This is a genomic window from Euryhalocaulis sp., from assembly GCF_013911995.1.
GTDB classification, from domain to species: domain Bacteria; phylum Pseudomonadota; class Alphaproteobacteria; order Caulobacterales; family Maricaulaceae; genus Euryhalocaulis; species Euryhalocaulis caribicus.
The window spans coordinates 25,072-37,812 of the sequence record NZ_JACESD010000013.1 but is presented as its reverse complement, the minus strand read 5'-3'; the positions used below and the strand labels follow the sequence as shown (position 1 = coordinate 37,812).

The 12,741-nt window shown below is 63.7% G+C and carries 9 protein-coding genes and 1 tRNA gene; 4 read left to right on the top strand and 6 right to left on the bottom strand.

The genetic code is table 11. The annotated features are described in order from the left end of the window. Positions 1-47: 47 nt before the first annotated feature. The gene (locus tag H2040_RS05315; RefSeq protein WP_287155728.1) at positions 48-719 is read left to right on the top strand and encodes a P-loop NTPase family protein; all 672 of its coding nucleotides are present in this window, start codon (positions 48-50) and stop codon (positions 717-719) included. Here the strand turns inward: H2040_RS05315 and H2040_RS05310 are convergent. The 4 genes from H2040_RS05310 to H2040_RS05295 all read right to left on the bottom strand — a co-directional run bounded on the left by H2040_RS05310 (position 629) and on the right by H2040_RS05295 (position 5,451). Then, positions 629-1,483, bottom strand: a complete 855-nt coding sequence (locus tag H2040_RS05310; RefSeq protein WP_287155726.1) for a polysaccharide deacetylase family protein — start codon at positions 1,481-1,483, stop codon at positions 629-631. The two genes, H2040_RS05315 and H2040_RS05310, sit on opposite strands and share 91 nt — an antisense overlap. Further along, positions 1,480-2,376 (bottom strand): glycosyltransferase family 2 protein, encoded by an 897-nt coding sequence (locus H2040_RS05305; RefSeq protein ID WP_287155724.1) that lies wholly within the window; start codon positions 2,374-2,376, stop codon positions 1,480-1,482. Before H2040_RS05305 ends, H2040_RS05310 begins: the two co-directional genes overlap by 4 nt. Further along, positions 2,373-3,830 carry a lipopolysaccharide biosynthesis protein gene (locus H2040_RS05300; protein WP_287155722.1) on the bottom strand — a complete coding sequence of 486 codons (1,458 nt, stop codon included), beginning with the start codon at positions 3,828-3,830 and terminating at the stop codon, positions 2,373-2,375. The genes H2040_RS05305 and H2040_RS05300 overlap by 4 nt, the downstream gene beginning before the upstream one ends. 67 nt (positions 3,831-3,897) lie before the next feature. Continuing rightward, entirely contained in the window at positions 3,898-5,451 is a 1,554-nt protein-coding gene (locus H2040_RS05295) for an exopolysaccharide biosynthesis polyprenyl glycosylphosphotransferase (protein WP_287155720.1), read from the bottom strand. Between the two features lie 149 nt (positions 5,452-5,600). Between H2040_RS05295 and H2040_RS05290 the strand changes: the two genes are divergently transcribed. Continuing rightward, a tRNA-Ser gene (locus H2040_RS05290) sits at positions 5,601-5,691 on the top strand. 125 nt (positions 5,692-5,816) lie between these two features. Here H2040_RS05290 and H2040_RS05285 read toward each other — a convergent pair. Beyond that, positions 5,817-6,563: a DUF4142 domain-containing protein gene (locus H2040_RS05285; protein ID WP_287155714.1), complete on the bottom strand. Its 747-nt coding sequence runs from the start codon at positions 6,561-6,563 to the stop codon at positions 5,817-5,819. 174 nt (positions 6,564-6,737) lie between these two features. On the opposite strand from H2040_RS05285, the gene H2040_RS05280 reads away from it, so the two are divergent. Beyond that, entirely contained in the window at positions 6,738-7,862 is a 1,125-nt protein-coding gene (locus H2040_RS05280) for an efflux RND transporter periplasmic adaptor subunit (RefSeq protein ID WP_022699200.1), read from the top strand. Next, on the top strand, positions 7,859-10,978 hold the full coding sequence (locus H2040_RS05275; RefSeq protein WP_287155699.1) for an efflux RND transporter permease subunit: 3,120 nt from the start codon (positions 7,859-7,861) through the stop codon (positions 10,976-10,978). The genes H2040_RS05280 and H2040_RS05275 overlap by 4 nt, the downstream gene beginning before the upstream one ends. Here H2040_RS05275 and H2040_RS05270 read toward each other — a convergent pair. Then, positions 10,975-12,735, bottom strand: coding sequence for an N-acyl-D-amino-acid deacylase family protein (locus H2040_RS05270; protein WP_287155697.1), 1,761 nt, complete (start codon positions 12,733-12,735; stop codon positions 10,975-10,977). The two genes, H2040_RS05275 and H2040_RS05270, sit on opposite strands and share 4 nt — an antisense overlap. Between the last annotated feature and the right edge of the window lie 6 nt (positions 12,736-12,741).

Sequence of the window (12,741 nt, the reverse complement as noted above, 5' to 3'; positions counted from 1 at the left end):
TCGCGTTAACCACGCGGCCCTAGCCTGTGCGGCGTGGAGTTTTGCCCTTGATCGACCTGACCGAAGACCTCAGCCAGCTTGTGCACAGTCTGGAGCGCACGCGCCCCGATACCGGGCGCGGCTGGGTGATTCTGTTCACGGCCCCCAATCGCCATGCCGGACTGTCGCTGATCACGCGGGAATTTGCCCGGCTGGCCGCCCGCAAGTCACAGCGCGGCGTCTGGCTCTATGATCTCGATTTCCTTGCAAACAGCCAGTATCGCGCCTTCGCCGCGCCCGGCATGGTGCGCAAGTTCGGCCCGCCCGGCGCGCCGCTGGACGCCAGCCTGAACAAGGATGCGTTCTGGAAATTCGACAATGACACGGACGCCAAATCGGCGCTGACGCTGCACCGCGTCGGCCGCTCGCGCCTGTTCGTCTCCCGCTTCAACGCCAGAGCGGCCGCTCCGGGCACGCGAATCAAGGTGCGCGCCGCGCATGACTACTGGGAGGCCGTGCGCGACGTCGTGGACCTCGCCGTGATCGACGCCCCCTCGCCCGAACGCTCACGCGCCGGGTTTGCGCTCTACGGGGAGGCCGATGCTGTCGTTTTCGTGGTCGATGGAACGGAAAAAAGCGCCGAACAGGCTCACGTTCTGGCTGAAGAGGTCGAGGCCCGTGGCGGCTTGCCCGCCGGGCTGGTGGTGAACCAGCTGGCCAGACCACGTCGCGCGGCCTGAGGCGTCAGGCAGACCTTCGCGGCTTCGCCAAACGTCAGAACATTCAGCCCGACCGCCCGCGCCGCCCGCAGGCATGTCGAAAGCTGATCCGGCGTACAGGCCCAGTCGCCCTCCGAATGCTCCACGCCATGTGCGAACAGGACAACCCAGGCCGGGTTGCGCGCCGCGGCGGCGATCAGCCCTGTAGCGCGATCAATTTGCGCCTCGCCGCCATCGATACAGGCTGACTTCAGCAGTCCGCGATCACATGAACCGCGATTGAGATCGGCGCGGACGCCCCGGATCGCCGTGAATTTCTGCGCCAAGGCCCGTTTGGCCGCCGGCGACGCTTCGCCATAGGGAAAAGCGAAGCTTTCCAGATTCCTGTCCAGCCCCATCGCTTGCAGAGCGCGGGCATTCCGTTCGACATCGGCGATAACGTCCTCGACGCTCGCCTGCGCGCAATCGAGATGGGAAAACGTATGACAGCCGATTTCATGGCCCCGCCGCGACAGGCCGATCACGTCCCCGGCATCGAACATCAATCCGGTATGGTCCTGGCCGCCCGCGAACCCGCCGGACGCAAAATACGTCCCCCGCGCCCCGAATGCCTCCAGCGCCGGCGCGCCATTGGCGGCAGCCGACTTGGGAAAATCGTCAAAACAGATCGTCAGCACGCCGCGCGCCGGACGGCACAGCGCATGGCTGCGGCCCAGTGCATAGCGTCCGCGCCGGGCTATCTTGGCGCCGACGCCGCGCGCTGGCTGATAGACCCCTTCGCTCACGGCAGGGCATCCCCGTACCAGCTGGCGCGCCAGAGCTTCAGCGCCGCCACACGGACATCGACCGGCGCCGGGGCGCGCACTATGCGTGACAGGACCGGACGGCAGGCCCGCTGACCCGGCGTGCGGCGCAGCAGCTTTGCCCAGCGGTAAAGCGGCATACGCGCGGCGATATCCGGGTGAAGGCTGACAAAACGGGCATAGTTGGCGCCGGAATTCTGATAGCGGTCCAGCAGACCTTCCTCGGTCTCGAGTCCGGCATGAATGGCCGGGTTCTGGATGTGCAGGATGGTGAAATGGTGCGCCGCACGGGCCGCCCATTCCATGTCCTCCCATCCCCAGCCCGCGAAACCCGCATCAAAGGGCTGCGCCGCCAGAACCGATTTCCGGACCAGGAGATTGGACGTGTAGAGGTGCCGCGCGGGATCTTCGGCGCGGACAACCGCCGGGGCGCATTCCGCCGAACGCGAAAACGCCTGATGAAGCTTGTATTGCGGCGCGGAGGCGTCGTCAGGCGCCTCGAAGCCGCCAAACGCGATATCCGGATCGTGATCGACAATCGCGCTGGTCCAGCGCGACAGGAACTCGTCGTCCGGAAAGCGCATATCGGCGTCCAGGAACAGCACCTTGTCCGCCTTCGCGGCCCTGACCAGCGCGTTCCGCGCCTCGGCCCGGCCGCGATTGGCCTTTTCGGTCACCAGACGCGCCGGAAAGCCGCATTTGGCAATGGCGTTCTCAATCTTTTCGGTCAGCGTTTCGTCCGCCGTCCCGTCATCATAAAGGACAAGCTCCACGCCCAACTCGCAAAGCGGAATCGCGCGGGCCATGTCCGCAATCAGCGGCGTCGGGTCGTCCTTGTAGAAAGGGACCAGAACGGAAAGCCGGATTTCACTCATGCTGCAGCCTCCTTCACGCCAAAGCGCCCGGGCATGATTTCGCCCGCAAGCGCCCGGATTTCCCCTGCATCAATGGCCCAGATGGCGGCGGCATAGATCACTGCGCCGACCACCGCCTTGGCCAGAAGCGTTACAAATGCGGCCCCGAACGCCGGAACCAGCCACACGCCCAGCGCCATCACGCCGCACGCCGCGCCCACCTTGGCAAATTCGCCCCAGGGCAAGGGCAGCGGAAAATAGCGCCGCCCCATGACACCACTGAGAACAGCGCCAAGACCATAGGCCGCCACCGTCGCAACGACCGCGCCCATAACGCCCATGCGCGGCAGCAGGATCAGGTTCAGCGCGACGTTCAGCACCGCCGGCGCGATCATCACCAGCGGAATGATCCGCGTGCGCTTGGCCAGAATGAACGCCTCATGGAGGTAGTAGACCATGAAGCCGTTCAAAAACCCTGAAATTGCGATCCATGGAATAATTCGCGCCGCCTGATCGCGGAACGCCTCGCCCGTCATCACCGCCGCCAGCGGATCGGCGACAAGGCCCAGCCCGATGGCGGCGGGCGCGCCCACCAGCGCCATCATCATGGCGTTGCGGCGGGCCGCTTCGCGCGCCTTGTCCCGGCCGCCCTGTTCCAAAGCCGTGATCGCCAGCGGCGCGGCGGCGAGGCCGATCCAGATGAACAACACGTCGATCGTGCGGTCGGCCAGAGCATAGCCGGCGGAATAGACGCCCACTGACGCATCCCCCAGAATCCAGGCGATCAGAAAGCGGTCTGACGTCGCCACGGCATGCGACAGGATCAGCGAGAGCGAGATGGGCAGGCCATACAGGGCGTAAGTTTTGGCGCGCTTCCAGTCCGGCACCGCATCAGCGCGCCTGATCAGCTTCGGCGCTTCGAACGCCAGAACAACGACGGCGGCGCAGAGAAGCCCGGCGAACGGTCCGGCGGCGCGCAGCGGCGTGAACATGATGAAGGCCAGCCCAAGGCCGAAGCCACCCAGCAGGTTCAGCGTTTCGGTCAGGCCATAGCGCCGCACCCGGTGTTCGGCGCGATAGGATTCCAGCACCAGCTTGACGAGCGACCGGAACAGGATGGACGCCGCCATGAAAGCGAACGCCATGCGCATCGTTTCCGGCATGGGCGCAAAGACCGTGATCAGAGCCAGAATGAGACTGGCGGGCAACGCCACGGCGGCATAGATCGCCAGAAGCGTTGCAAAATGGGATCGCGTTTCGCCGCGCGCCGCGGCGCGCGCATAGAACCGCGCGGCCCCGGCTTCTATCCACGTGAATAGCGGGACGTGCAGAAAGCTCATCGCCGCCATGATCACGGCATACTGGCCGTATTCGCCGGTCTCCAACAGCCGTGTCAGGGCCCAGACGCCGCCGAATCCGACGATGACCTGGGCAAGATTGACCGGCAGATATCCCAGAAGGTGGCGACCCAGCATTCCCTGTCCTTTTCCCCTACAGGGTGAATGAAGCAAGTTCCGGACCGCCTGACAGGCGAGTTCAGCCTCAGCGCGGCGCCAGCCGGTCGCCCAGCAGGCACGGCACGGTCATCAACATGATCCAGAGGTCCAGCCAGACATTCTGGCGCTCGATATATTCGATGTCATAGGCGACCCGCTCGCGCACGGCCTCAGGCGTATGAACCGGCCCGCGGGAGCCATGAACCGCCGCCCAGCCCGTGATCCCGGGCTTCACGCGGTGGCGGTGCGCGTATTCGGCCACCAGACGATGCGACTCCACATCGCCCGTCTTCATGTCGATGGCGTGCGGGCGCGGTCCGACCAGCGACATGTCGCCCCGCAACACGTTGAAAAGCTGCGGCAACTCATCAAGGCTGGTCTTGCGCAGGAAACGTCCGATGCGCGTAACGCGGGGATCGTCCGCCTCCACCTGCCGTGTCGGACGGGAGGCTTCCTCGGGCCTCATGGTCCGGAATTTCCAGACCTCGATAATCGAATTATTGAAGCCGTGGCGGAACTGGCGGAAGAAAACCGGGCCGGGTGAATCCAGCTTTATCAGAAGTGCGATGACGGCCATGGCCGGCGCCACGGCCAGAAAGCCCAGAGCGCCGATCGCCAGATCCTGCGCGCGTTTGGCCACCGCCGCGCTGCGGCAATCCGGCCCGCCGGACAGATAGGCGATCGGAGAGTCGGCAAGGCGGGACAGCGTCGTGGCGCGGGGATCGGTCCCCTCCACGTCCAGGAACAGCGCAATACGCTGAGGCAAGGCGTCCAGCCGCGACACAAGCTGGCGGACCCGCGTCTCGGCGTGGCTTGTCACGGTGATGATGATCTTGCGCGCTTCCGGCAGACGCGCCCAGCTTGTCATGTCTTCAAGCGTGCCGATCACGGGCGCATCGCCAATCACCGATGGCGTGCGTTCATCCATGCGGTCGTCGAAGACCCCGATTACGTCCAGATCGCCGGTTTCCGCGTTGGCTTCGATCAAGGCGCGCGCATTGGGCGTCGCCCCGACGATCACCACTTTCGTCCGCAAGGCGCCGGAGCTGCGCAAATGCGCGGCGGTCAGGTATAGCGCCGCGTGAACGGCCAGCAGGGCCACAGCCGAAGCGCCGCCCGTAAGAATCACCGGTCGCATCGGCGCGCCGGAAAATGCGATCCAAAGGGCCGCCAGCCCTCCCCCGAGGGCAAATCCCGCGGACGTCTTGGCCAGATGCGCAAACAGGCTGCTGGACTTCAGAAAGTCATAAATTCCGGTGAGCGTGAAAATATAGCTGACCATGGCCGGAGCCAGAAACCAGGGCGCGGCGAGATAGAATGGCGCGCCCCAGAACGGCCCGCTGACAGATGCGGCCAGCCCGGAGGCGGCCAGCGCATAGAGAATGGCAAGATCCAGCGTGCGCGCCGCCGCCATGAAACCGGTCTGCCGCAATAGCTGGCTGGAATTGTCCACCCGCGGCGCCGAGGATTCGTTCAGCGCGTCTTCAAATGCCCGGCAATCCTCCGGCGACGCCGTCTCAATCCGCCGTGGCGGCGCGTCGCCGGCGCGCGGACTGCGCGGCGGCGATGACAGGGTGCGGGCGGCGCGGGCCATGGTCATCGACGGTCCTGATCATTCAAATTCGATCATTTCATTTAACCGATGACCGGTAAGGGCGCGTTAAAGGCGATGGTGAAGAAGCGGTTACCGTGCGCGCGCTGCCCTCAAGGACTTGATCAGCATGACCAGAAACGGCTAATCCCGGCGACGGAGAGGTGGCCGAGTGGTCGAAGGCGCTCCCCTGCTAAGGGAGTATACGTCAAAAGCGTATCGAGGGTTCGAATCCCTTCCTCTCCGCCAGCCCCCTTTACATTCAGAAATTAATATTGCGGCGCAGGCGCTCTGACGCCTGGGGTTCAGCTTGCGCGCAGAAAAAAACCGCCGGACCGATCGGCCCGGCGGCTCTTTTTCGAACAAGAACGAAATTACATTTCGTCTTCGGCGTTCTCCACGCTTTCCTCGATCGCGCGGGCTTCATCAAGGTGAGCCTGAAGCGTCGCGACCGAGCTGGAAGCGAGGCTGGAGAGCGCAGCGTTGTCGCCACGTTCGCCCTGCGCCTTGAACAGGGTCAGCGCTTCCTGATGCGCTGCAATCTGCTGGTCGAGATAGGTTTCGTCGAAATCCTCGCCGCTGGCGGCTTGCAGATTGTCGATCAGGCCCTGACGGCGTTCATCAAGCGTCGCGGGCGCAGTGAAGGTCAGACCTTCGGCGTCCAGCGTGGACGTCAATTCCTCACCCAGCGCCTGGTGGTCGTCCAGAATGGTCTGGGCCAGCGCTTGAATGTCAGCGTGATCGCTCTTTTCCAGAGCCAGTTCGGCAGCCTGGATCTCGTACTGGTTGCCGATGGAAGCGGCCTCGATGAAGGACTCGGTGTCGCCGCCCGTCGCGGCCGCGGACGTCATGCCGACGGGGCCGGATGCGGCGTCCTGCACTTCGTTCACGGCTTCGGTCTGGCCGAGATTGTCGGCGTCATCATCCATCGCATCCATATCGCCATCGTCTTCCATGGCGTACGGATCGTTGGCGTCATTCATGTCCTCACTGGCGGCCATTTCGGACGTCTGGTCCATTTCGGCCTCAGTGTCAGCCTCATCCATGGCGGTTTGATCGCCACACGCCGCGGCGAACAGGGTCAGACCCGCGGCCGCGCTAATAAGAAGTTCCCGACGCATTTTCTTACTCCATTCGTGTCAAAAACAGTCGTCGGGCCTTTAAACACCGTTACAGGGGTCTGTGTTCCAGATCGTGAATCGGGCAAAAGCAGCAACAGAATATTACAGGCGCAAGCGACGGTTTTCTGCGCCTGATCCGTTTAAAACCCTGCACGTTCATCTAGATTGTCCTTTATGGCCTTTCCTGACCTGACAAGCCGTCTTGCTGTGCGGTTCGCGCTGATCACGCTGGGGGCGCTTCTGGCGCTTCTGATACTCGTGAGGTTCGCGACCATTACGCTGGGCGAGGAAGACCCCGCCAATGGCCGCGGCGCCATGATGAGCGATTCCGTTCCCGTGATTGTCACCCCCGTGACCATGCGCACGGAAGAAGTGCGGATCGAGGCGGTCGGCACCGCGCGCGCCATGAAATCGGTGACCCTGTTTCCGGAAGTCGGCGGGGAAGTCACAGCGGTGAATTTCAACGCCGGCGACCGCGTCGAGAAAGGCGATATCCTGATCGAGCTGGACGCCCGGCAGGAGCGGCTGGACGTGGAGGCGGCGCGCAATCAGCTGGCAAACGCTCAACAGATTCTGACGCGTTATGACGAGGCGGGCGAAGGCGCGGTGTCTGCGTTGGTCATGGACGAATCCCGGACTGCGGTGCAGGCCGCGCGTATCGCCGTAAACCAGGCGGAAGAGCGGCTTTATGACCAGAGTGTCCGCGCGCCTTTTGACGGCATAATCGGCCTGACCGAAATCGACGCGGGCGACCGTATTGGTCCGGACACGGAAATCGCCAGCCTGGACGCGCGCGAAACCCTGCTGGTCGATTTCCCGGTGCCCGAGGCGTATCTGACCCGCATTGATATCGGCGACCCTGTCGAGGCGGCCACGTGGACGGCCTCAACCCCGGAAGCGTCCGGCGAGATTGTCTATCTGGACAGCCGCGTGGATCCGGTCAGCCGCACGGTGACCGTGCGCGCGGCGCTCGAGAACGCGGAAGACCGCCTGCGGCCGGGCATGAGTTTCCGCATGACCCTGGACCTGCAGGGACGCGAATATCCGGTGGTGCCGGAAGTCTCCATCCTCTGGGGCGGCGAAGGCAGCTATCTCTGGGCGATAAAGGATGGCGGCGCGCAGCGCGTCTCCGCCACCATCGTCCAGCGGCTGGAAGGCCGCGTGCTGGTCGACGCCGCGCTTCAGGAAGGCGATCTGGTGGTCGAGGAAGGCGTCCAGCGCATGCGTGAAGGCGTGCAGGTGGATTACGAGCGCGATCCCACGGCCTCCGGTCCGGCTGAGCCGGTCGCGGCGCCGTGAGCGATCAGAGCGTAAACGACCTGCCGTCGCTGGCGATCCACCGGCCAATCCTGATTTTTGTCGCCAATCTGCTGATCGTTATTGCCGGCATCGCCGCGATCTTCGGCATCGAGGTGCGCGAACTGCCCGATGTCGACAGGCCCGTCGTCAGCGTCAACGCCAACTATCCAGGCGCCTCGCCCGAAACCATGGACGCCGAGGTGACGAGCATCGTGGAAGGCGCGGTGGCGCGCGTTTCCGGCGTGCTGGAGATCCGCTCTTCCAGCGAAGAAAACAATTCCCGCATCCGCATTGAATTTTCGCCCTCCACCAATCTGGACATTGCCGCCTCCGACGTGCGGGAGGCCGTGAACCGCGTCGAACGCGAACTGCCCGACGATGTGGAGCAGCTGACCGTCGTAAAAGCCGACAGCGACGCTGAACCTGTTGTTTCCCTGGCCGTGTACAGCGGTCAGCTGGACGAGGACGAGCTGACGCGCGTGGTCGAGAACGACCTGTCGCCCGAATTCCTGGCCATCGACGGCGTGGCGGAAGTGACGCTGTCTGGCGACCGGCAGAGGCTGTTACGCGTCGTGCTCGACCCTCTGCGGCTGACCAGCTATGGGCTGACGGTCAGCGACGTCGCCGAGGAGCTGCGCAACGCGCAATTCGACGTCCCGGCCGGCAGTTTCCGCTCCGTCGATCAGGAATTGCTCGTGCGGGCCGACGCGACCGTGGTGAATGCCCAGCAGGTCGAGGATATCGTGATCCGCGATCCGGTGCGGATCGGCGATGTGGCGCAGGTCTATTTCGGCCCGGAAGACGCCATGTCCTATGTCCGGTTGAACGGACGCCCGGTTATCGGCATGTCGATCATCCGGCAGGCGCAATCCAACACCATCAATATCTCCGATGGCGTACGGGAGGTTCAGGACCGGCTGAACCAGCGCTTTGATAATCTTGAAATCGTGACGACGTCCGACGATGCGGTGTTCATCAAGGGCTCGGTTCAGGAAGTGCTGACCACCCTGTTGTTTACGGTCGCCATCGTCTTCCTGACGATCTGGCTGTTCATCGGGTCGCTTCGCACCACGCTGATCCCCGCGCTGGCGATACCCGTGGCGCTGATCGGTTCGGTGGCCGCGATCTGGCTGCTGGGCTTTTCCATCAACATGCTGACGCTTCTGGCGCTGGTCCTGGCCACCGGGATGATCGTCGATGACGCCATCGTGGTTCTGGAGAACATCCAGCGCCAGCGCGGACGCGGCATGCGGGCGCGGGCTTCAGCGGTTCTGGGAACCCGGCAGGTGTTTTTCGCTGTCGTGGCGACTACCGCGGTGCTGATCTCCGTCTTTGTGCCGATCTCCTTCATGCCCAGCACGGCCGGGCGGCTGTTCCGGGAATTCGGCTTTGTGCTGGCCATCGCCGTGGCGATCTCCTCTTTCGTGGCTTTGACGCTGGTGCCGGCGCTGGCCGCCCGGCTGGCGCGGCCGGCCAAGGAAGAGAACCCTCTCAGGAAGCGTATCAATACGCTCGGCTCCCGGCTGGCGCAGGAATATGAGAGCGCGCTGGGCGTGGCTCTGCGCCATGCCTGGATATCGGTGGGGGTCGCGGTTCTGGCGGCGGCGGGCGCGGGCCTGCTCTACACGTCTCTGGACAAGGAACTGGTGCCTTCTGAAGACCGCGGAACCATCTATGTCTGGGCCAGCGGGCCGGATGGCGTCGGCCTGACCTATAGCGAGCGGCAGGCCGACCGCATCGAAGCCATCCTTCGGCCCTATGTGGACAGCGGCGAGATCGAGTCGATCTACACCATCGTGGGGCGCTATGACCTCAACCGGGTGTGGATTACGGCCCCCCTCGCCCCCTGGGAAAACCGCGAACGCAGCCAGCAGGAAATCCTGGAGGAATTGACGCCGAAACTGGCGCAGATTCCCGGCATGCGCGTGAATGCGTTCGGCCGGTCCAGCCTGTCGTTCGGCGGAGGGCGAAGCGGCATCGAGGTGGCGCTGACCGGCAGCGAATATGATGACATTTACGAGGCGGCGAAGGCGTTCTCGGAAGCGATCGAGACACAGCTGCCCAACGTCACCGATCCGGAGATTTCCTATCAGCCGACGCAGCCCCAACTATCGGTACGCATCGATCGCCGGCGGGCCGCGGATCTGGGCGTGCCGCTGGACGATCTGGCGACGACCCTACGCGCCATGATCGACGGATATGAACTGGTCGACCTGAATATCGAGGACCAGGCCATCCCGATCTATCTGGAGGGCAATACCGGCGCGATCGACGACCCGAGCGATTTGGTGAACCTGTATGTCCGGTCAAACTCCGGCGCGCTGATCCCGATTTCGAGCCTGGCCTCTCTGGTCGAGGAAGGCGTTGCGGCGGAGCTGGACCGCGTGGCGCAGCGCCGCGCCATCGAGGTGGAGTCGAGCATCGCGCCCGGCTACCCGTTGCAATCGGCCGTCGACGACCTGCGCACGCTGGCCGAAAGCCTGCCTGAGGGCATCAGCATGATCACGCAGGGCGAAGCGGCCACGTTGCAGGAAACCTCGCGCGAGGTGGCGATCACCTACGCCATCGCATTATTGATCGTGTTCCTGGTGCTGGCCGCGCAATTTGAAAGCCTGACCAGCGCCATCGTGGTCATGCTGACCGTTCCGTTCGGCATCGCAGCGGCGATTTTCGCGCTGTTCCTGACAGGGGTCTCCATCAATATCTATTCCCAGATCGGGCTGGTCATGTTGATCGGTCTGATGGCGAAAAATGGCATTCTGGTGGTCGAATTCGCCGACCAGCTGCGTGATCAGGGCATGGAGGTGTTCGACGCAATCACCAAAAGCGCCTCCATCCGTCTGCGGCCCATCATGATGACCCTGATGTCCACGGTACTGGGCGGGCTGCCGCTGATCCTTTCCGACGGTCCGGGCGCGGAATCGCGCGCCTCTATCGGCTGGGTGGTTTTTGGGGGGCTGGGTCTGGCCGCCGCGTTCACCCTGTTCCTGACGCCGGTGATCTATCTGGGCATCGCGCGCTTCAGCCAGGCGCGGGCGCATGAAACCGCGCGCCTTGAAGAAGAACTGGAAGCGGCGCGGAAAATTCCCGATGAAAGCCGGGAGTCGCTGGCCTAACGGCCCATCCGCACCAGCTTGCCCGGGCGGGCGTCCGTCACCGCATCATTGAGGATAACCGCCTGCCCGCCGACCAAGGTGGCGCGATAGCCGCGCGCGTCCTGAAGCAGGCGCTGACCGCCTGCAGGCAGGTCTTTCACCATGCGGGGCGGTTTCAACCCCAGCGCTTCGTGGTCGATCACATTGATATCGGCCCGCAGGCCGGTTTTCAGCCGCCCCCGGTCCTTCATGCCCAGATAATCGGCCAGATCGGCGGTCAACATCTGCACAGCGCGCTCCGGCGCTATGCGGTCGCCGCGTTCACGGTCGCGCGCCCAATAGCTGAGCAAATAGGTCGGAAAACTGGCGTCGCAGATCGTGCCGACATGCGCGCCGCCATCGGAGAGACCGAGGATCGCCTGCGGATGACGCATCATCTTCAGGACATTCTCGTAATTCATCTCCGTATAATTATAGATCGGAAAATAGATCAGCGCCTTGCCGTCATCCTCCAGAACCGTGTCATAGAGCTTCTCCCAAACGCTGACGCCTTCCGCCTTGGCCTGCGCGCCCAACGCGTTTTCCGCCGGTTGCTCATAGTCCGGATCGTCGCCCAGCTTGAACAGCTTCATGGCGACAAACTCGATATTTTCGATCAGCAAATCGGCCAGCGGCGGCGCGGAAGAGCCGGGGCCGGCCAGTTTGACCGGCGTTTCCGAGAGAAGCCGCGCCTTGAAGTCCGGGTCGCGCATGATTTTCACGCGTTCGGCCAGCGGCTTGTCAGCGATCTTCTGGTAGCTCGGATGCGCCATCAGCGGATGGAAAGTGCATTGAAGGCCGAGGAAAACGCCGATCCCTCGCGGCGCCACCTGGAAATGCGCGTCCACGCCATCCGATTTCAGCTTCTCGGATCTGTCGATGATTTTCAGCCACTGGTCCGGCGCGAAATCACGCTGCATCAGAGAGAGCGAGAACGGTTTCCCGCCAGAGGACCTGGCGTAAGCCTCGATAACATCGAATTCGCTATCGAAAGCATTCGCGTCGCGCTCCAGATCGAAGTCGCTGACGGCCTGCAGAACGCCATGCCCCAAACCATCAAGCGCCGAGCCGATGCCCGTCAGCTCCTTGATCGTCGCCTCCGAGCTGGGCGTCCAGTCGCCCTTGGCGGTGCGGTGGACATCGGTGCGCCCGGTTGAAAAGCCCACCGCGCCAGCCTCCATCGCCTCCCGCGTCAGGGCGCGCATCTTTGCGATGTCCTCGTCGGTCGCCGGTTCGCTGTGCACGGCGCGATCGCCCATGACAAAGACGCGGATCGGGTCATGGGTGACCTGCGCGGCGATATTGATGGTGCGGTCCTGCCGCTCCAGCGCGTCCATATATTCCGGGAAACTTTCCCAGTCCCAGTTCATACCCTCGGCCAGCGCCACGCCCGGAATATCCTCTACGCCCTCCATCAACTCGATCAGGCGTTGATGATCGGCGGGCTTCACCGGCGCGAACCCGACGCCGCAACTGCCCATGACGGCCGTCGTGACGCCATGATTGACGGAAGGCTGAAGCACCGGATCCCAGCTGGCCTGTCCGTCATAATGAGAATGCACGTCCAGAAAGCCCGGCGTGACGATTGCGCCATCAGCGTCAATCTCCTCGGCGGCGTCGCCGATGCTTTCGCCGATCTCCGCGATCAATCCATCCTTGATCCCGATATCGGCGCGGCGCGGTTCCCCGCCCTCCCCGTCATAGACAAGGCCGCCAGTGATCTTCAGGTCGAGGGTCATGGATAT